29 protein-coding genes and 2 tRNA genes are annotated in these 16,799 nt (G+C 38.6%); 29 read left to right on the top strand and 2 right to left on the bottom strand.

Translation table 11 applies throughout. The annotated features are described in order from the left end of the window. Nucleotides 1-40 precede the first annotated feature (40 nt). Nucleotides 41-373 carry a hypothetical protein gene (locus tag H6850_00240; GenBank protein ID USO02418.1) on the bottom strand — a complete coding sequence of 111 codons (333 nt, stop codon included), beginning with the start codon at nucleotides 371-373 and terminating at the stop codon, nucleotides 41-43. Between the two features lie 127 nt (nucleotides 374-500). On the opposite strand from H6850_00240, the gene gyrA reads away from it, so the two are divergent. From gyrA to H6850_00215, 5 genes are all read left to right on the top strand, one after another. Next, nucleotides 501-3,146, top strand: coding sequence for a DNA gyrase subunit A (gene gyrA / locus H6850_00235; protein USO02417.1), 2,646 nt, complete (start codon nucleotides 501-503; stop codon nucleotides 3,144-3,146). A gap of 62 nt (nucleotides 3,147-3,208) precedes the next feature. Continuing rightward, a complete protein-coding gene (locus H6850_00230) occupies nucleotides 3,209-3,478 on the top strand; it encodes an acyl carrier protein (GenBank protein USO02416.1) in 270 nt (89 codons plus the stop codon). Nucleotides 3,479-3,579: 101 nt separating this feature from the next. Further along, nucleotides 3,580-3,975 carry a nucleoside deaminase gene (locus H6850_00225; protein USO02415.1) on the top strand — a complete coding sequence of 132 codons (396 nt, stop codon included), beginning with the start codon at nucleotides 3,580-3,582 and terminating at the stop codon, nucleotides 3,973-3,975. A gap of 34 nt (nucleotides 3,976-4,009) precedes the next feature. After that, a tRNA-Asn gene (locus H6850_00220) sits at nucleotides 4,010-4,085 on the top strand. 32 nt (nucleotides 4,086-4,117) lie between these two features. Next, nucleotides 4,118-4,194, top strand: a tRNA-His gene (locus H6850_00215). A gap of 5 nt (nucleotides 4,195-4,199) precedes the next feature. Here the strand turns inward: H6850_00215 and H6850_00210 are convergent. Beyond that, complete coding sequence (locus H6850_00210; protein USO02414.1) at nucleotides 4,200-4,520, bottom strand: hypothetical protein; 321 nt, start codon at nucleotides 4,518-4,520, stop codon at nucleotides 4,200-4,202. A gap of 173 nt (nucleotides 4,521-4,693) precedes the next feature. Here H6850_00210 and rpsJ point away from each other — a divergent pair, with 173 nt between their 5' ends. Genes rpsJ through rpsM form a run of 24 tightly spaced genes read left to right on the top strand, consistent with a single transcriptional unit; the run spans nucleotide 4,694 to nucleotide 16,790 of the window. Further along, entirely contained in the window at nucleotides 4,694-5,017 is a 324-nt protein-coding gene (gene rpsJ / locus H6850_00205; GenBank protein ID USO02413.1) for a 30S ribosomal protein S10, read from the top strand. A 3-nt stretch (nucleotides 5,018-5,020) separates the two neighbouring features. Next, on the top strand, nucleotides 5,021-5,632 hold the full coding sequence (rplC, locus tag H6850_00200; protein ID USO02412.1) for a 50S ribosomal protein L3: 612 nt from the start codon (nucleotides 5,021-5,023) through the stop codon (nucleotides 5,630-5,632). Between the two features lies 1 nt (nucleotide 5,633). After that, entirely contained in the window at nucleotides 5,634-6,266 is a 633-nt protein-coding gene (gene rplD, locus H6850_00195; protein USO02411.1) for a 50S ribosomal protein L4, read from the top strand. A gap of 22 nt (nucleotides 6,267-6,288) precedes the next feature. Next, a complete protein-coding gene (locus H6850_00190) occupies nucleotides 6,289-6,591 on the top strand; it encodes a 50S ribosomal protein L23 (GenBank protein USO02805.1) in 303 nt (100 codons plus the stop codon). Next, entirely contained in the window at nucleotides 6,578-7,405 is an 828-nt protein-coding gene (rplB, locus tag H6850_00185; protein USO02410.1) for a 50S ribosomal protein L2, read from the top strand. Before H6850_00190 ends, rplB begins: the two co-directional genes overlap by 14 nt. After that, on the top strand, nucleotides 7,405-7,683 hold the full coding sequence (gene rpsS / locus H6850_00180) for a 30S ribosomal protein S19 (protein USO02409.1): 279 nt from the start codon (nucleotides 7,405-7,407) through the stop codon (nucleotides 7,681-7,683). The genes rplB and rpsS overlap by 1 nt, the downstream gene beginning before the upstream one ends. Next, nucleotides 7,683-8,018 carry a 50S ribosomal protein L22 gene (gene rplV, locus H6850_00175; protein ID USO02408.1) on the top strand — a complete coding sequence of 112 codons (336 nt, stop codon included), beginning with the start codon at nucleotides 7,683-7,685 and terminating at the stop codon, nucleotides 8,016-8,018. Before rpsS ends, rplV begins: the two co-directional genes overlap by 1 nt. Before the next feature lies 1 nt (nucleotide 8,019). Further along, nucleotides 8,020-8,667 (top strand): 30S ribosomal protein S3, encoded by a 648-nt coding sequence (gene rpsC, locus H6850_00170; GenBank protein ID USO02407.1) that lies wholly within the window; start codon nucleotides 8,020-8,022, stop codon nucleotides 8,665-8,667. Between the two features lie 12 nt (nucleotides 8,668-8,679). Continuing rightward, a complete protein-coding gene (rplP, locus tag H6850_00165) occupies nucleotides 8,680-9,093 on the top strand; it encodes a 50S ribosomal protein L16 (GenBank protein USO02406.1) in 414 nt (137 codons plus the stop codon). Between the two features lies 1 nt (nucleotide 9,094). Further along, entirely contained in the window at nucleotides 9,095-9,235 is a 141-nt protein-coding gene (locus tag H6850_00160) for a hypothetical protein (GenBank protein ID USO02405.1), read from the top strand. After that, entirely contained in the window at nucleotides 9,228-9,470 is a 243-nt protein-coding gene (gene rpsQ / locus H6850_00155) for a 30S ribosomal protein S17 (protein USO02404.1), read from the top strand. Before H6850_00160 ends, rpsQ begins: the two co-directional genes overlap by 8 nt. After that, on the top strand, nucleotides 9,467-9,835 hold the full coding sequence (gene rplN / locus H6850_00150; protein ID USO02403.1) for a 50S ribosomal protein L14: 369 nt from the start codon (nucleotides 9,467-9,469) through the stop codon (nucleotides 9,833-9,835). Before rpsQ ends, rplN begins: the two co-directional genes overlap by 4 nt. Further along, nucleotides 9,835-10,422 carry a 50S ribosomal protein L24 gene (locus H6850_00145; GenBank protein ID USO02402.1) on the top strand — a complete coding sequence of 196 codons (588 nt, stop codon included), beginning with the start codon at nucleotides 9,835-9,837 and terminating at the stop codon, nucleotides 10,420-10,422. Before rplN ends, H6850_00145 begins: the two co-directional genes overlap by 1 nt. A 32-nt stretch (nucleotides 10,423-10,454) precedes the next feature. Continuing rightward, on the top strand, nucleotides 10,455-10,991 hold the full coding sequence (gene rplE / locus H6850_00140; GenBank protein ID USO02804.1) for a 50S ribosomal protein L5: 537 nt from the start codon (nucleotides 10,455-10,457) through the stop codon (nucleotides 10,989-10,991). A gap of 14 nt (nucleotides 10,992-11,005) precedes the next feature. After that, the gene (rpsN, locus tag H6850_00135; protein USO02401.1) at nucleotides 11,006-11,311 is read left to right on the top strand and encodes a 30S ribosomal protein S14; all 306 of its coding nucleotides are present in this window, start codon (nucleotides 11,006-11,008) and stop codon (nucleotides 11,309-11,311) included. Nucleotide 11,312: 1 nt separating this feature from the next. Further along, nucleotides 11,313-11,696: a 30S ribosomal protein S8 gene (rpsH, locus tag H6850_00130; GenBank protein USO02400.1), complete on the top strand. Its 384-nt coding sequence runs from the start codon at nucleotides 11,313-11,315 to the stop codon at nucleotides 11,694-11,696. 2 nt (nucleotides 11,697-11,698) lie between these two features. Beyond that, nucleotides 11,699-12,232: a 50S ribosomal protein L6 gene (gene rplF / locus H6850_00125; GenBank protein ID USO02399.1), complete on the top strand. Its 534-nt coding sequence runs from the start codon at nucleotides 11,699-11,701 to the stop codon at nucleotides 12,230-12,232. Continuing rightward, complete coding sequence (locus H6850_00120; protein USO02398.1) at nucleotides 12,232-12,582, top strand: 50S ribosomal protein L18; 351 nt, start codon at nucleotides 12,232-12,234, stop codon at nucleotides 12,580-12,582. The genes rplF and H6850_00120 overlap by 1 nt, the downstream gene beginning before the upstream one ends. 18 nt (nucleotides 12,583-12,600) lie before the next feature. Then, on the top strand, nucleotides 12,601-13,257 hold the full coding sequence (gene rpsE / locus H6850_00115; protein USO02397.1) for a 30S ribosomal protein S5: 657 nt from the start codon (nucleotides 12,601-12,603) through the stop codon (nucleotides 13,255-13,257). Next, complete coding sequence (locus tag H6850_00110) at nucleotides 13,247-13,894, top strand: hypothetical protein (GenBank protein ID USO02396.1); 648 nt, start codon at nucleotides 13,247-13,249, stop codon at nucleotides 13,892-13,894. Before rpsE ends, H6850_00110 begins: the two co-directional genes overlap by 11 nt. A gap of 6 nt (nucleotides 13,895-13,900) precedes the next feature. After that, a complete protein-coding gene (gene rplO / locus H6850_00105) occupies nucleotides 13,901-14,455 on the top strand; it encodes a 50S ribosomal protein L15 (protein USO02395.1) in 555 nt (184 codons plus the stop codon). Nucleotides 14,456-14,467: 12 nt separating this feature from the next. Next, nucleotides 14,468-15,769: a preprotein translocase subunit SecY gene (secY, locus tag H6850_00100; GenBank protein USO02394.1), complete on the top strand. Its 1,302-nt coding sequence runs from the start codon at nucleotides 14,468-14,470 to the stop codon at nucleotides 15,767-15,769. Next, the gene (locus H6850_00095; protein ID USO02393.1) at nucleotides 15,766-16,425 is read left to right on the top strand and encodes a nucleoside monophosphate kinase; all 660 of its coding nucleotides are present in this window, start codon (nucleotides 15,766-15,768) and stop codon (nucleotides 16,423-16,425) included. Before secY ends, H6850_00095 begins: the two co-directional genes overlap by 4 nt. Then, nucleotides 16,422-16,790, top strand: a complete 369-nt coding sequence (gene rpsM / locus H6850_00090) for a 30S ribosomal protein S13 (protein USO02392.1) — start codon at nucleotides 16,422-16,424, stop codon at nucleotides 16,788-16,790. The genes H6850_00095 and rpsM overlap by 4 nt, the downstream gene beginning before the upstream one ends. The last annotated feature ends 9 nt before the right edge of the window (nucleotides 16,791-16,799 follow it).

Raw genomic sequence — 16,799 nt, 5'->3', positions numbered from 1 at the left:
GTGCATGATTTTTATATGCTTTGCAAGAGAAGCCAGTCCTTTAGACGGGGTATCTTTCTTGAAATTTTTTTAATAATTTTTGAAGCTCATTATGGTTTACTTGAGCAGTAGGCTCGACTTTGTCTCCTGAAAATCTAAGCTTAATTTCAGCGCTCCCAATATAATCTAATGCACATTCGCGCTTTTGTAAAAATGACACAATAGATTCAGATAGGTCAATATCATATGTGAGTTGGATAAATGCCGATCTTTGAGATTGAGGAAGGTGCAAAGCCTTTGAAGATAAGGGGCTCATATGAACTGGGAATGACTTGTTGAACGTTGTATCCCAGATAGGAACTTCTACTGTGGAAGAAAAAATTGTAAAAAACATGTCTTATTAACAATTAAACTCTATGATTGAGGCTAATACTTTAAAGTGAATTTGTCAAATAATTCAACCTCTTGAAAATTTGTGCTACAATGCGAAATAACGCCTTAATATCTAAATTTAAAATATAATGTCAAACGAAGAAATCAAAAAAATCCCCTTAGAAGAGGAGATGCAGCGGTCGTATTTGGATTATGCGATGAGTGTGATTGTAGCGCGTGCATTGCCAGATGTGCGAGATGGTTTAAAACCAGTTCACAGGCGCATCCTGTTTGCGATGAAGGATAATGGCTGGGATCATACAAAGCCACACAGAAAATCAGCGCGTATTACGGGTGAAGTGATGGCAAAATATCACCCTCACGGAAACGCAGCAATTTATGATGCAATGGCGCGTATGGCTCAAGATTTCAGTTTGCGAACAACGCTGATTGACGGTCAAGGTAACTTTGGTTCGGTAGACGGAGATCCTCCTGCGGCAGAGCGTTATACAGAAGCAAGACTTGAAAAAGTTACGCAAGAATTGTTACTGGATATCGACAAAAATACAGTTGCTTTTACGGAAAACTACGATAACTCTCTGATGGAGCCGACGGTTTTGCCGGCGCGTTTTCCGAATATTTTGGCAAATGGTGCGGGTGGTATTGCTGTTGGTATGGCCACAAACATTCCTCCACACAACCTGGGAGAGTTGCTAGATGCTTGCGAGGCTTTGCTTGGCAATCCAGAGCTAACAATTCGCGATTTGATGCAAATTGTAAAAGGGCCAGACTTTCCAACAGGTGGTACGATTATTGGCACGCGTGGTATTTATGATGCATTCAGTACAGGTAAAGGCAGCATTACGTTGCGGGCAAAAACAGAAATTGAAACAGGCAAAGGTGATAAAGAGAGTATTATCATTACGGAAATTCCCTATCAAATTAACAAAGCGCGTTTGGTTGAGCGTATTGCTGAAATGGTGCGTGATAAAGAGATTGAAGGCATTAGCGAGATCAGAGACGAATCAGATAGACATGGTATGCGAGTTGTTATAGAGGTAAAGAGGGATGCAAATGCGCAAATTCTTCTGAATCACCTCTATAAGTTTACACAGATGCAAGTGAACTTTAGTTCCAACGTATTGGCTCTTGTAAAAGGCAAGCCGCAAGCGCTTTCTTTGAAAGATTGTTTGGTGCATTTTATTGATTTTAGAAGAGATGTGATTGTTAGAAGAACAAGATTTTTCTTAGAGAAAGCTCGCGCTCGTGCACATTTGTTAATTGGTTTCGTAATGGCGTTAACGAATCTTGATAAAGTTATCGAAATGATCAAGAGGGCAAAAGATAAGAAAGAGGCTTTGGTTGAATTAATGAGCCATAAATTTGATGTGGATCAAATCACACCTTATTTGGAGGTTTTACACGAACCTATGGAAAATGCACATCATCTAACAGAGCGTCAAGCGGTTGCAATTTTGGAGTTAAGACTTCACAGATTGACTGCGATGGAGCAAAAAGACATTAAAGATGAGTTGATGCAAGTGACAGAAGATATCCGTGATTATATTGATATTCTTTCCTCAAAACAACGCGTTGATAATATAATGATCGATGAATGGAAGTATATTAAAGATACATACCCTTCACCAAGAAAAACGCTTATTGAGCAAGATGAAGCAGAGTTCAACGTTATAGACTTGATTCCAAAAGAGGATATGGTTGTAACTGTGAGTTTGAGTGGTTATGTTAAGCGCGTTCCAACTTCAACCTATCGTGCGCAAGCAAGAGGCGGAAAAGGCAAAAAGGGCATGAGCATGAAGGAAGATGATATCATTAGTGATATCTTCATTGCGAATACGCATTCGCAATTATTGTTCTTCAGTTCATTTGGAAAAGTATATCGTTTGCCGGTTTATCAATTACCTCAAGGCAATCCACAATCTAAAGGTCGCGCTTTGGTGAATCTGTTGCCATTACAATCAACAGAAAAGATTTCCGCAATCTTGGAGTTAAGCGAAGAAAATAAAGATATGTCTCTTGCATTTGTAACTTCAAAAGGTTCGGTGCGTAGAAATAGTATCCAGGCATTTGAATACATTCCATCCTCTGGAAAAAGAGCAATCCTTTTAGAGGACGGAGAAAAACTTGTTTCTGTTAAAGAATGTCGTGATGAGCAAGATATTTTCTTAGTGACACGCAAAGGTATGTATGTGAGATTTAATGCAACGAAAGTGCGTATATTCCAAAGTCGTTCTTCTACGGGTGTGCGAGGCATTAAGGTAGGAGCGGATGACGAGGTAGTATCTGTAGAAATTCTTGATAGTTTTAATCTGGACGTGGATGAGCGTGCGGCATATTTCAAGCAAGCTCGTGGACAAGAAGATGAAGGCGGATTGTTTGCGGACAGACATTTAGAGCCCTTAAGGTTTAAAGAGCTGGAAGAAAAAGAGCAAATGATCCTAACGATTACAAGTAATGGTTATGGAAAGAGATCCTCTTCGTTTGAATATCGCACAACACACAGAGGTGGCGTTGGTTCAAAAGCTATTTTGCTCAGCGCAAAAAATGGAGAACTTGTAGGCGCTGCGAGCGTAAAGCTGCATGAAGAAATTATTCTTATTACAGACACGGGGCGTTTGATTCGCACATCCATCGATGAAATTCGCATTGTGGGTCGTAGAACGCAAGGTGTGATTGTTTTAAGAATGGCGAAGGGTGAAAAAGTTGTTGGTTTTACCAAGGTGTCTATCGATGAGGATGCCGATTCTGAGGAAGTTGAAAGCTCTGAAGAATAAAGCTTTGCGGACTTTGGTAAAATTTGTTAGCATAAGGTGAGTTAAAAGAAAAACAAACACCGGTGTCGAGAGCTTCTATTAAATCAAAGGTGATCAATATGATCGCAAGCGCTGCTGAACTCGAAAAAGATTCTATTACAGAGAAATCACAATTTAATTCAGATATTATATTGGAAAGCCTTACATTTGCAGAGTTGCTTATGGAATGCGAAGAAGAGTTTGATCTTGATATTCCAATGGAGGATGCGCTAGACTTTAAAACCGTTAAAGATTTGGTGGATTATCTGTATATGAAAAAATCAGGAACGAAAGTTGCTAAAGAATCTCTTTAGGTTCTTGCTTATCACTGAAATGTTATCATGGCGAGCGGAGCGTGGTCATCCATTCTGGAGCGTCACGTCATTTCACTCCTTGTTATGACGAGACATCTCCTATGAAAGAATATTTTGATTTCCTAATTCAACATATAAAAGAAAGTGCGCTAGATAAAGAAGCTGTGCCTATTGCAGCGCTCCTTGTTTATCACGGTCGGATTATTTCTCACCATGTAAATGGTCGAGATCCATTAGAGCATGCAGAGATGCGTGTTTTGAAAGAAGGGCAAGAAAAATTAGGCGCAAAACTTAAGGATGCAGTTTTATACGTGACGCTGGAGCCATGTGAAATGTGCAAAGCTGCCATTTCATTATCCGGTGTGAAAAAAGTGTACTTTGGAGCTTATAATGACAAAAGTGTTGTGGATAAAAATATCGCGTATTATGGTGGATTTTGTGAAGAAAAATGCAGCGCTTTATTAAAAGATTTTTTTAAAAACAAAAGACCCTCTTGAAACCTTAACCAAAAAAACACTAAAATGAATTAGTTCCTTGATAGCTCAGTCGGTAGAGCAACTGGCTGTTAACCAGTAGGTCGCAGGTTCGAGTCCTGCTCAAGGAGCCATTTTTTATGGTGGCGTCACCATATTCTGTATGGCGAGTGTAGCTCAGTTGGTTAGAGCGCTAGGTTGTGGTTCTAGAGGTCGCCGGTTCAATTCCGGTCACTCGCCCCACTTTTTTATTCATATAACATGAAATATGTTAGAGGATCCAGATAGTTTTGAGTTGCGATTCTGTTAACAACATACAAAAATGCTATAACATTCCAGAACTTTGCAAACATAACGCTATCATCAAGTTCAGATAGCATCACATGCGCTGTAATAAACACAGTAGTGGTAAAAGTTAGACTGAAAAGAATTGATCCAATAGAAGGGCGTTTGTTTTTCGATAGACTAATGGAGGGGCGGACTAAAGAGATGGATCTTTGAGAGCTCGTTGGGGAGAGTGCTGCGGAGGTAGGGGGGTCTGAATAGAGGTAAAAAGCAGTAAAAGGCATAGCGTTTTGAATCAAATAAAGAGCTAATTCCTATGAATTTTACGGGTTTTAAGTGCGTAAATCAAATGTGCGAAAGACTGTTATTGTATATAAAATTTTTCTATAAAATTTCTTGTGATCGCAATATGGATGTTATAACATAAACTATATTGGTATAGATTGAGAAAGTATTAATGGCAAAATCGGCGATCAAAATTTCGTTGAGAGCATATGATCATAAAATGTTAGATCATTCCATCAAGGAAATTGTGAGCACGGCAAAAAGAGCGGGTGGTACAATTGTAGGCCCAATTTCTTTGCCAACACGTATTCGGAGATATACGGTTAACCGTTCTCCGCATATTGATAAAAAATCCAGAGAGCAATTTGAAGTCCGCACGCATAAGAGATTATTAAAGATTGATGCAACGGATATGCAAGTCATGGACAGTTTGACAAAAATGCAACTGCCTTCTGGTGTAAATGTAAAAATAGCATTAGATAAAAAAGGAGCATAAACAATGTTGAAAGGGTTGATGGCCAAAAAGCTTGGAATGTCCCAGAAGTTTGATGAAAATGGGCGGCACATACCCGTGACTCTATTGAAGATAGATGATCACTTTGTCCTAGAAAAGAAAGATAACAAACTTGTTCTAGGAGTTGGAGAAACAAAAGAAACGCGTGTAAATAAACCGCAGATCGGCTTTCTCAAGAAAAATAAATTACCAATAGTTCAAACAATGAAAGAATTCTTTTGTGATGACGTAAGCCAATACGAAATTGGGCAAAAGATTCAGGCAGATGCATTTAAAGATGTGGCTGTAATCGATGTTAGAGCGAAAACAAAAGGTCGCGGATTTTCTGGTGTTATGAAGCGTCATAACTTCCATGGTATGCGCGCATCTCATGGTGTGTCTATTTCACATAGAGCACACGGTTCAACAGGTCAATGTCAAGATCCAGGAAAAGTCTTTAAAGGCAAAAAAATGGCAGGGCATTATGGAGATGCATATCGCACAATTCGCAACTTGAAGATCATTGAAATTGATACGGAGAATAATGTGATTGTTGTAGGTGGCGCAGTGCCTGGCCCGAGAAATGGCTCTGTAATGATTAAGAGAGCAGGGGTGTAAAATGACTGTAGCAAAGAAGAAAACAGAATGGAATTCTATAGATCTTTCGAAAGTGTCATTTTTGAAAGACCTAAAATCTCTTAAAGTAAGAGATGATATTTTGGCGCGTGTTGTAAGATGGCAGCTTGCAAAAAGAAGAGCTGGAACACACGAGACAAAAGAAGAAGCTGAGGTTCGTGGTAGCGGAAAGAAATTATTCCGACAAAAAGGAACAGGCCGCGCTCGTCAAGGTGGAAGGCGTGCACCACACATGAGAGGTGGAGCGATTATTTTTGGTCCGCAGATGCGCGATCATTCCTTTAGCCTACAAAAGAAAGTGCGTCGTTTGGGTCTTTTGCATGCCATTGCATACAAACTACAAAACGATAACTTGAGTGTAGTGGAAAGTTTGCAACTAGGTTCGTTTAAAACAAAAGAGCTTGAGCAAAATTTGAAAGCTCTAACGCCATCTAATAAAGTTTTATTTGTAGATGAGCAAAACGATAACTTGGTTTTAGGGTCAAGAAATTGCATCGGCGTTGACGTTCTTCCAGTTATAGGACTTAACGTTTATGATATTTTGAATCATGATGCGTTGATCTTTTCCAAAGATGCGCTCAGCAAAGTAGAGAAGAGGCTTAGTTCAGATGATTAATACACATATTCTAAAAAAAGTTATGATCACAGAAAAGGCGTTAAAAGACGCTGGAATCTATGATGTTGATAAGAATTCAGAGCAAGTTTTAGTTTTTCGCGTTGATCCAAAGTCAACGAAAGATCAAATTAAGCGTGTTGTTGAGAATATTTACGATGTAAAAGTGAAATCTGTAAACACTTTAAATCAAAGCGGAAAGGTAAAATTTTTCAAACAAAGAAAAGGTAAGAGATCAGATTTCAAAAAAGCATATGTAATGCTAGAAAAGGGTTCAAGAATCGAGCTTGATCTCTTCAAGAAGGAGGGTGAAAATGCTCAAGTATAGTAAACCAATAACTCCTGGATCAAGGAGTTATATTTATACAGATCGTTCTGGGTTGTCAAAAGACAGGCCGCATAGAGCACTGACAGAGTATCATCATAGAGCAAAGGGACGCAACAACGCAGGTCGTATTACATCAAGGCATCTTGGTGGAGGTCATAAGCGTCTTTATCGTATTATCGATTTTAAAAGAGATGTACGTGACATTGAAGGCGTGATTACGAAAATTGAGTATGATCCTAACCGCACATGTTATATTGCGCTTGTTGAATACTCAAATAAAGAAGTGCGTTACATTTTAGCGCCACATTCTTTAAATGTAGGTGATAAAATTATAGCCTCTTCTAAGAAAGTGGACCCAAATGTTGGTTGTGCTATGCCACTTCGCGAAATTCCAGTTGGTCTCAATATTCATAACATTGAACTTAAGATTGGAAAAGGTGGTCAGGTTGCAAGATCAGCAGGTGTTTATGCAACGCTCATGGCGAAAGATTCTACGAACGCAACAATCAAATTAAAATCTGGAGAGATGCGTTTTGTAAATTTAGAGTGTTTTGCAACGATAGGAACTCTTTCAAACCCAGATCACAAAAACACGCAAGTTGGAAAAGCCGGAAGAAGCCGCTGGAAGGGTAAAAGACCTTCTGTTCGTGGTGTGGCGATGAACCCAGTTGATCACCCTCATGGTGGTGGTGAAGGTAAGACAGGTGGTGGCAGACACCCTGTTTCTCCTTGGGGTAAATTGACAAAAGGCAAGAAAACGCGACATAATAAAAGGACACAAAAAATGATTTTAAGACATAGAGGGAAGAAATAATGGCTAGATCGGTTTGGAAGGGGCCGTTCGTGGACCCATCATTAATTAAAAAAGTGAAGAAGTTCAAAGAAACAGGCGGAAAAGGTGCTATTAAGACATGGTCACGTCGCTCTACAATTATTCCTGAATTTGTTGGCTTAAATTTTGCGGTGCACAACGGTAAAAATTTTGTACCTGTATTTATTGTTGAAAACATGGTTGGTTGCAAGCTTGGGGAGTTTTCCCCGACACGTGTGTTTCACGGGCATGCTGGAAGCGATAAGAAAGGGAAGCGGTAATGTATAAAGCATCTTTATTGAATTTACGCGTATCTCCAAGAAAGGCAAACCAAGTGGTTTCTATGGTTCGCGGTATGCCTGTGTTTCAGGCGATGAGATCACTTGATTTTTGCAGCAAAAGAATCGCAAAGGATATTAGCAAATTGATACGCTCTGCTATGTCTAATGCAGAAAACAATTTTAATGCCGACATTGATAATTTGAAAGTCGCGGAAATTTGGGTTGGGCGCGCAACGCCAATGAGACGACTAAGATGGCGAGCAAAAGGACGCGGAGATATGATCGAAAGACCATTTTCGAATGTATACGTGACTTTAGAAGAAAGGAAGGCGTAAGATGGGTCAAAAGGTCAATCCGATCAGTTTTCGTATTGGTGTTAATGAGATATGGGATTCTAATTGGTTTGCAACACGTGCGAACTACAAAGATTTCTTGAGTGCTGATTATAACATCAGGAAGAAAATCAAAAAAACTTTTAGAAATGCAGGAATTTCTCAAATCCTCATCTCAAGAAATGAAGATCAAACAAAAGTTCAGATTCATGTTCTGAAAACAGGTATGTTGATTGGTAAAAAAGGGGCTGAGATTGAGCGTGTGAAAGCGACAATCGCACCTCTTATCAAGAATAAGCTTGTTCTTGATATTGTAGAGGTGAAGAAAGCTGATCTAAATGCCGCAATTGCCGCTCACAATATTGCTATCCAATTAGAAAAAAGAATTTCTTTTAGGCGTGCGATGCGCAGAGTAATGATGAGCGCATTTAAAGCTGGTGCTAAAGGCATCAAAGTTTCTTGTTCAGGACGCTTAGCTGGCGCGGAAATTGCAAGAACGGAGTGGTATAAAGAAGGTCGTCTTAGACTGCATACATTAAAATCTGCTGTGAGTTATGCCGTGGATACAGCTTACACAACTTACGGTGCTATAGGTGTTAAAGTATGGATCTATACCGGTGAGAAGCATAACTATAAGATGATGACAAGCTAAGGGAGAAAAGAGATGTTATCACCAAAGAAAACAAAATTTAGAAAAGCGTTTAAGGGTAGAATCAGTGGCGTTGCAACAGCGGGTGCAAAAGTATCTTTTGGTTCATTTGGTCTTAAAGCGCTTGCACCAGAGCGTATTACTTCAAGACAAATTGAAGCCGCAAGACGTGCTATCAGAAGGCACTTAAGAAGAGTAGGACGTCTCTGGATTAGAGTGTTTCCTGATATTCCTGTATCAAAGAAACCTGCTGAAGTTCGTATGGGCGGCGGAAAAGGTTCTTTAGAGTATTGGGTTGTGCGCGTACGCCCTGGAAGAGTATTATTTGAGCTAGATGGTGTCAGTGAAGATTTAGCGCGTAAAGCATTTGAGCTAGCAAGTGCCAAACTTCCAATTTCAACGACATTTGTAAGAAGAGAGGTGAGATAAGATGGAAGAGTTGACGCTTGAAGAATTACAAAAAAAGCTGGTATTATTAAAGTTGCAAAAGAAGATGTCAGATACTTCAAGACAAATGAAAGAATTGAAGAAGATGATAGCAAAGAAAAAGCGAGAGGAAAAAAATGGCTAATCGTATTATGGAAGGTAAAGTTGTTCGTGATCAGAACGATAAGACCATTACTGTAAGAGTGAAAACGATCAAAGAGCATGCCAAATATAGAAAACGTATTCGTTTATATAAAAACTATCAGGTGCATGATGAAAACAATCAGTATAAATTAGGGGACGTGGTGAAATTTTCTTCTTGTCGTCCGGTTTCTAAATTGAAGAAATGGGCTGCATATAGTGAAGGAGAAAAGAAATGATTCGTGAGCTTGGGCGATTAAAAGTTGCGGATAACACGGGCGCAAAAGAGATTATGTGCATTCGTGTTTTGGGAGGAAGTAAACGTCGTTACGCAAGACCAGGAGATGTGATTGTTGCATCTGTGAAGTCTATCATTCCTGACGCAAAAGTAAAAAAAGGTGAAGTGGTTCGTGCAGTTGTTGTGAGATCTAAGCAACCTGTTAAGAGAGAAGATGGATCTTATATCAATTCATCTGAGAATGCGGCTGTTATAATTGATACAAAAAACGAACCCATCGGAACTCGTATTTTTGGAACAATTTTTCGCGAATTAAGAGGTAAAGGATTTATGAAAATTATCTCATTAGCACCGGAGGTGTTGTGATGCAAAAGTTTAGAATTAAGAGTCGTGATCAAGTTTTAGTTGTAGCTGGTAAATATAAGGGTGCTACAGGTGAAGTGCAAAAGATTGATCGCGAAAAGGGTCGCGTGTTTATATCTGGCGTGAATGTAATTACACGAAACAAAAAAGGCCAACAGCCTCAACAAAAAGTTGCATCTATTGCTGTATCTAATGTATCTCTTTTCGTTGAGAAAGATGGAAAAAAAATTCCTTCCAAGGTGAAACGCATTGTTGAAAATGGCGTAAGCAAACGTGTTTTGGTTAAGACAGGTAAAGAGGTTATTGAGTCAGCTTATGTAAAGAAAAGCTCAAATCTGCTCAGCGAAGAAGCGGTGAAGAAGATCGTTGAAAAAGCAGCAGCTGAAGAAAAAGCAAAGAAAAAGACAGAAGTAAAAGCAGAAGAAGTGCCTGAAACAAAAGCTGCAGCTGTAACACCAAAGGCTACTAAAAAAACCGAATCGAAAGCTAAGGATGTAGCAACTAAAGCAGCAAAGAAATCAACAGACACGAACGCAAAAAAATCTACAACGGCTAAAAAAACCACTAAGAAAGCTGGAGAGGCAAAATAATGGCAACAAAAGTAGCAAAAGCAAAAACAGAAATGACGCATTATGAGACGCTTTACAAATCAGAGATTGCTCCTGCATTAAGAAAAGACTTAAAGCTAGAGAATGTTCATGAAATCCCAAAGCTTGAAAAAATTGTTTTGAATATGGGTGTTAGTGAAGCTGTAACTGATAATAAAGTTTTAAACAGTGTTCAAACTGAGCTTTCGAAGATTGCTGGCCAAAGGGCTGTGATCACAAAGGCAAAAAATTCTATTGCTGGATTTAAAATCAGAGAAGGAATGAAACTAGGTTGTAAAGTAACACTTCGCAGAAAGCATATGTATGAATTTTTGGAGCGTCTTGTGAATATAGCTCTTCCTCGCGTGAGAGACTTTCGGGGATTAAAAAACCGTTCGTTTGATAAGCAAGGAAATTATAGTTTTGGCTTAAAAGAACATATCGTATTTCCAGAAGTTGATTATGATACGATTAGCAAGATTCGTGGTATGGATATAACAATTTGTATGAAATCAAAAGCAAAGGAGCATTCATTGGCCCTTTTAAAAGCTTTTAATTTTCCTATTAAATAAAAAGAGGTAAGGATATGGCAAAATTTTCAAGCATATTAAAAAATTCAAGACGTAAAGATCTAATTGAGAGAAAAAGAGCAAAAAGAGCTGCTTTGAAAGCAACGATTTACAATAAAGAAACAAGCTTTGAGGATCGTTTAAAAGCTGTAATGACTCTTGCAAAAGAGCCAAGAAATTCTTCGGCAACAAGATACAGGAATCGCTGCAGTTTATCAGGACGTCCAAGAGCGTATTATAGAGACTTCGGTGTTTCTCGTATCGCTCTTCGTGATTTAGCGTCTTTTGGCGAGATTCCAGGTGTAAGAAAGGCGAGTTGGTAAGATGATAACAGATAAGATTGCGGATTGTTTAACGCGAATTCGAAATGCTCTAAAAGCGGGGCATAAGTTTACTCTTGTGCAAGATAGAAATCTTACAAGAGTGATTTTAGAGGTATTACAAAAAGAGGGGTATATTGAATCTTTTGAACCTCAAGAAAACTATAAGTTGAAGATTAATTTGAAGTATGTTGATGGAGCGCCAGCAATTAGAATTATTGAGCGTGTATCAAAGCCAGGGTGTCGTAAGTATATTTCTGTTGGAGATCTTGCGCCTTATTTTAACGGGCTTGGTGTAAACGTTTTATCAACATCTAAGGGTATTATATCAGACCATCAAGCAAAGAAGGAAAATGTTGGTGGTGAATTATTATTTAGGGTGTTTTAATTATGTCGAGAGTTGGATTATCAAAGCTAGCAATTCCTAGCTCAGTAAAACTTGAAGTTCAAGATGATCAAGTGAAAGTAACTGCATCAGGAAAAACACAAACCTTTCCTGTTCCTGAAGGTTTCATTGTAAAACAGGAAGGTGGAAAAGTAGGTGTCGAGCCTATTAATAAAGTGAATTGCAATAGAGCAATGTGGGGTACGGTAACACGTAACTTGTTTCAAGTTATTCAAGGGCTGGATAAGCCTTTTGAAAAAAAAGTTGAACTCAAAGGTGTGGGATACAAAGCCGCACTTCAAGGAAAAAAGCTAGTATTAGACTTAGGCTATAGCCATAAAGTGGAATATGATCTTCACGAAGATGTGAGTGTAAAAATAGAGAAACCTACAGAGTTGTTGTTTTCATCTGTTTCTAAACAAAAGTTAGGTCAAACTGTAAGTGAGATTATGAAGCATAGAAAACCTGAACCGTATAAAGGAAAGGGTATTATTCCTGCAGGTTACTTCGTACTAAGAAAAGAAGGGAAGAAAAAATAATGTCTCAAGAAACAAGATCGCATAGAAGAAAAAGACGTGTTTCTTACCGTGTGTTTTTAACAACAGATAAGGAGTATGTTATCTCTGTAAGAAAAACAAGCAAATATATGTATGCGCAGTTTGATTCTGTAAAAGAAAGAAAAACACTTACAGCACTTTCATCTCGTGCGGTAGAAAAAAAGAAATATAACAAAGAAATTGCCAAGAAGTTTGGGACTGAATTTGGTGAGTTGATTAAAAAGAAGTATAAGGCAGATGTGTCTGTGGCTTTTAATAGAGGCGGTATGGCGTATCATGGTTGTGTGAAAGAGTTTGCGGATAGCGTACGCTCAGTTGGATTGAAATTTTAGAAAGGAGGTTACGCTTAAATGAGTGAAATAGTTGAAAAGGATACAGAGCAAGAAATAGTTGGGGAGGAAACTTCTGCAGCAAAAAAAGATAGGCATGGTGGAGAAGGTCGTCGTAATACACGCGAGAGAAGAAATGACGATAAGAAAGAAGAATCTCAATTTATTGAGAAGTTGATTTCAGTGAGACGTGTAACTAAGGTTGTAAAAGGCGGTAAAAATATGCGTTTTTCAGCTCTTATGGTTGTTGGAGATGGAAAGGGTAAGGTTGCGTACGCTTCTGCGAAAGCTCGCGAAGTTCCTGATGCGATTAAAAAAGCTGCATTAAAAGCAAAGTCCAGTCTTATGAAAGTTCCGTTGAAGCATGGAAAGACGTTTCATTATGATACAAAACATGCCTCATGCTCTTCTAAGGTTTATATACGTTCCGCTAAGCCTGGTACGGGCGTGATCGCAGGTGGAGCAATGCGTGCTATTTTCGAAGCATTGGGTGCGCAGGATGTTGTGGCAAAGCGTTTAGGGACGAATAATAGTTATAACGTTGTGAGAGCAACATTCAATGCATTAAAAGTTATGGAATCTCCAAGGCAAGTTGCAAAAAGGAGAGGCCTTCAAATTACAGAAATGAATGAGCGCAAGAAGGCTCTTTCAGGAAGAATAGAAAAGAATGTTAAATAAAACTAAAGAAGTTGACACAACAAATGTCAATAAAAAAACAAGAAAACGCACTAGCGGAGAGATCTCTATAAGCGCTAACGAATTAAACACAAAAGCAGTTGAAGAGGTATCGATAAAAAGAGAGCTTGACGAAACTAAAGAAAAAGACAATATGATGAAAAATGATAAAACAACAAAAAACACTAGCGAGATGAGCTCTAAAATGAACACAAAAGAAGGTAGACCTGAGGAAGTTGCAATAAAAAACGAACTTATTAAAATAAAGGAACTGCTGCACAAGATAACAGGAGAATTGGACGAGATCAAAAAAAATCTCCCATCTAACAGGAGGGATGAGAGTCGCTTGCCTGGTTCACGGGAACGCTCAAGAGGTCAAGGCGGAAGCTTTTCGCCTAATAGAAGAAAAGAGGGCGCATTTGAGCGGAGTAATCGCGGAGATAGAAACACTTCATCCGATAGAAGAGAAGCAAGGTCATTTGATCGTAGGGATAGAGATGAGAGACATTTTTCATCTGACAGAAGAAGAGATAGAGATTTTGATCAAAAAAATCACAGAAAAGGGAAGGGCGAAAATGGCTTTTCCTCTGATAAAGGTCGAGAATATAAGGGTTTTTCTAAAAAAATTAGGAAAGGATAAAATAAAATGCTAAACAAAATTAGAGACAATAAAAGCGCGAAAAGTGAAAGAAAACTGCTTGGTCGCGGAATAGGCTCCACAAAAGGCAAGACCGCTGGTAAAGGGCATAAGGGTCAAAAAGCTCGCTCTGGTGGAGGTGTTAAGGGGTTTGAAGGTGGTCAAACGCCTTTGTACAGAAGGCTTCCAAAGAGAGGGTTTAAAAGTCACTCTGAAGAAACATATACTTTGACATTAGAAAAGATTCATCTATTCTTTACAAACGGACTTCAATTGGAGTCAGACGGGGAAATCAATTTGAAGCTTTTGCAAGAGCAAAAATTTGTACCAAATAAATTTAAAAAAGCAAAAGTGGTAGACTCAAAAGATAGAGATGGCTTCAAACATAAATTTCATTTTGATGGAGCATCTAAAGGTGCGCAAGAAAAAATTCAGAAAGCTGGCGGACAGTTTATCAAGAGAGAATACGGTGAGCGCAAAGAAGCAAAAAAAGAATATACACCAAAGAACAAGGTAGCGGCCAAAGCACCTAGAGCGGGCGCGAGCAAAAGAACAAAATCATAAAAAGGGCAGGTCATGAGTCTTGATCAACTTCTGAAGGCAAAAGATTTAAAGCAAAGAATTTATTTCACACTTCTGGCTTTAATCGTTTTTCGTATTGGATCTTATATCCCTCTTCCTGGAATTAACCCAGAGGTTTTTGCAACAATCATCAAAAGTCAATCCATTGGCTTTGCTGGAATGATGGATATGTTTTCAGGTGGTGGTTTCAGCAGAATGGCAATTTTTGCTTTAAACCTCGGACCTTACATTTCCTCAAGCATCGTTGTGCAACTTGTCTCTATGTGGTACGGACCCTTTCAAGCCTTAAGAAAAGAAGGTGAAATGGGAAAACGGAAGTTGAACAAGTATACAAGAATATTGACTGTATGTTTGGCTGTGCTTCAATCTTATGGATTATCTGTGTTTATTGAAAAAATGGGTATCGCATCAGAAATGGCACCAATTTTAGTTGATCCATGGTTATTTAAAGTTACAACAGTTTTAACAATTACAGGCTCTGTGTTGTTTTTAATGTGGCTAGGTGAACAAATCACCTCAAGAGGCATTGGTAATGGAACTTCGGTATTAATTTATGGTGGTATCGTTTCTGGTTTTCCTGCTCAACTTATGAAAGTTTTTGTAATTGGAAGGCAAGAGGGGTCTTATTATATCGTTCCACTTTTGTTGTTCTTTGCGGCTGTGGCATTCGCATTTGTTGTGTTTATGGAAAGAGCGCAATTGAAAGTTCCTATACAATACCCAAAGCGTAATGTGACTGTTATTGGTGGGCAAGATCAGCTACCTACGCATTTGCCGTTAAAGATTAACATGGCTGGTGTTATGCCTCCTATCTTTGCGCAGTCCATTATGTCATTGCCGGCAATGGTTATTATGCAAGCGTTTGCCGCTTCAACATTTGCGACATATTTTATGTTTTTGTTGCGTCCGGGGCATCCGTTAAATATGGTGATTTTTGGAACTTTGATTGTGTTGTTTTCTTTTGTTTATACACAGTTGAGTTTTGATCCAAAAGAAACGGCTGACAACCTTAAGAAGTCTCAAGCCTTTATCCCTGGTCTTCGCCCAGGTGTTCAAACAGAGGAATATTTGAGAAAGGTGCTATACCGTCTATCTGCCATTGGAGCGGTTTATTTAACAGGTATCTGCGTTATTCCACAGTATTTTCTTTCAAAAACCTCGTTGCCGTTTTATATAGGCGGTACAACAATTTTGATTATTGTGAGTGTGACAATTGAATCGATGTCGCAAATTCAGTCTTATCTGTTTTCACATCAATACAAGGGATTAATTTCACGAAAGAAAAGAAAATCATGATTATTGTTTTTGTTGGGCCTCCAGGATCTGGCAAGGGCACGCAGTCAGATATGGTCAAAGATATTTTAGATGTTGATCATATTGCTACAGGCGATATTTTGCGAGACGAAATCCAAAGAAAGACACCTCTGGGTGTTAAAATCAAGGACATCATCGAAAGAGGTGATTTGTTAGATAATAACGATATTCTTTCAGCCTTAGAAACAAGAATTACAAATATTCCTGATGAAAAAATTGTTATCTTAGACGGTTTTCCAAGAACGATCGAGCAAGCAAAATTGCTGCAAGAGAAATATACTGGTCCTTTGAAAGTTTTGCACTTTCATATAGATGAGACAAGATTGCGCGAAAGGCTTTTAAGTCGTTACAGTTGTGCTAATTGCAGTGCAGTTTACAATGAAAAAACAAATCCAACAAAAGAAAAAAATAAGTGTGACGCGTGTGGCTCCGCAGAGTTTATTGTTAGAAAAGATGACACAGAAGAAGTGTTTGAGCAGAGGATGAAAAATTATAAAGAGAAAACGCAGCCTTTAATTGATTTTTATTCGAGAAATGGAGTATTGTATAGTATCGATGCTGACAAAAATAAGGATGAAATCCATAAAGAAGTCATGCGGTTTATAAAGGAAAATGTAAAAAAGGGGATTAAAGCATGATACGCATTAGTGGTGTCAACATTCCGGAAAACAAAAACATAGAATTTGCGTTGCGCTATATTCATGGTGTTGGTTTATCTACAGCAAAACAGGTTATAGCTAAGCTAAAGATCGATCCTTTCACAAAAGCAAAGGACTTGACAGAAGAGCAAATTAGACAGATTCGTGACGAAATTCAAGAAAATCATCTTGTAGAAGGTGAGTTGCGTAAAAAGGTTGCTATGGATATTAAGCGTCTTGTTGACTTAGGCTGTTATCGTGGCGTTCGTCATAGAAAAAGATTGCCTGTGCGTGGACAAAGAACACACACAAATGCAAGAACAAGAAGGGGAAGAGCCATCCCCATCGCTGGAAAGAAGAAGTAAGGAGACATA

Source organism: Alphaproteobacteria bacterium (assembly GCA_023898745.1).
Taxonomy (GTDB): domain Bacteria; phylum Pseudomonadota; class Alphaproteobacteria.
Note: the sequence above shows the minus strand (reverse complement) of the source record. Positions and strands in the feature narration are given on the sequence as shown.

Coding starts and splice junctions, on each gene's coding strand:
- rplD (USO02411.1), top strand. CDS start 5,634: ATGACTGTAGCAAAGAAGAAAACAGAATGGAATTCTATAGATCTTTCG.
- gyrA (USO02417.1), top strand. CDS start 501: ATGTCAAACGAAGAAATCAAAAAAATCCCCTTAGAAGAGGAGATGCAG.
- rplC (USO02412.1), top strand. CDS start 5,021: ATGTTGAAAGGGTTGATGGCCAAAAAGCTTGGAATGTCCCAGAAGTTT.
- secY (USO02394.1), top strand. CDS start 14,468: ATGAGTCTTGATCAACTTCTGAAGGCAAAAGATTTAAAGCAAAGAATT.
- H6850_00160 (USO02405.1), top strand. CDS start 9,095: ATGGAAGAGTTGACGCTTGAAGAATTACAAAAAAAGCTGGTATTATTA.
- rplF (USO02399.1), top strand. CDS start 11,699: ATGTCGAGAGTTGGATTATCAAAGCTAGCAATTCCTAGCTCAGTAAAA.
- H6850_00225 (USO02415.1), top strand. CDS start 3,580: ATGAAAGAATATTTTGATTTCCTAATTCAACATATAAAAGAAAGTGCG.
- rplV (USO02408.1), top strand. CDS start 7,683: ATGTATAAAGCATCTTTATTGAATTTACGCGTATCTCCAAGAAAGGCA.
- H6850_00095 (USO02393.1), top strand. CDS start 15,766: ATGATTATTGTTTTTGTTGGGCCTCCAGGATCTGGCAAGGGCACGCAG.
- rpsN (USO02401.1), top strand. CDS start 11,006: ATGGCAAAATTTTCAAGCATATTAAAAAATTCAAGACGTAAAGATCTA.
- rpsM (USO02392.1), top strand. CDS start 16,422: ATGATACGCATTAGTGGTGTCAACATTCCGGAAAACAAAAACATAGAA.
- H6850_00210 (USO02414.1), bottom strand. CDS start 4,520: ATGCCTTTTACTGCTTTTTACCTCTATTCAGACCCCCCTACCTCCGCA.
- H6850_00120 (USO02398.1), top strand. CDS start 12,232: ATGTCTCAAGAAACAAGATCGCATAGAAGAAAAAGACGTGTTTCTTAC.
- rpsJ (USO02413.1), top strand. CDS start 4,694: ATGGCAAAATCGGCGATCAAAATTTCGTTGAGAGCATATGATCATAAA.
- rpsH (USO02400.1), top strand. CDS start 11,313: ATGATAACAGATAAGATTGCGGATTGTTTAACGCGAATTCGAAATGCT.
- rpsS (USO02409.1), top strand. CDS start 7,405: ATGGCTAGATCGGTTTGGAAGGGGCCGTTCGTGGACCCATCATTAATT.
- H6850_00190 (USO02805.1), top strand. CDS start 6,289: ATGATCACAGAAAAGGCGTTAAAAGACGCTGGAATCTATGATGTTGAT.
- H6850_00110 (USO02396.1), top strand. CDS start 13,247: ATGTTAAATAAAACTAAAGAAGTTGACACAACAAATGTCAATAAAAAA.
- rplE (USO02804.1), top strand. CDS start 10,455: ATGACGCATTATGAGACGCTTTACAAATCAGAGATTGCTCCTGCATTA.
- H6850_00145 (USO02402.1), top strand. CDS start 9,835: ATGCAAAAGTTTAGAATTAAGAGTCGTGATCAAGTTTTAGTTGTAGCT.
- rplO (USO02395.1), top strand. CDS start 13,901: ATGCTAAACAAAATTAGAGACAATAAAAGCGCGAAAAGTGAAAGAAAA.
- rpsQ (USO02404.1), top strand. CDS start 9,228: ATGGCTAATCGTATTATGGAAGGTAAAGTTGTTCGTGATCAGAACGAT.
- rplP (USO02406.1), top strand. CDS start 8,680: ATGTTATCACCAAAGAAAACAAAATTTAGAAAAGCGTTTAAGGGTAGA.
- rplB (USO02410.1), top strand. CDS start 6,578: ATGCTCAAGTATAGTAAACCAATAACTCCTGGATCAAGGAGTTATATT.
- rpsE (USO02397.1), top strand. CDS start 12,601: ATGAGTGAAATAGTTGAAAAGGATACAGAGCAAGAAATAGTTGGGGAG.
- H6850_00240 (USO02418.1), bottom strand. CDS start 373: ATGTTTTTTACAATTTTTTCTTCCACAGTAGAAGTTCCTATCTGGGAT.
- rplN (USO02403.1), top strand. CDS start 9,467: ATGATTCGTGAGCTTGGGCGATTAAAAGTTGCGGATAACACGGGCGCA.
- rpsC (USO02407.1), top strand. CDS start 8,020: ATGGGTCAAAAGGTCAATCCGATCAGTTTTCGTATTGGTGTTAATGAG.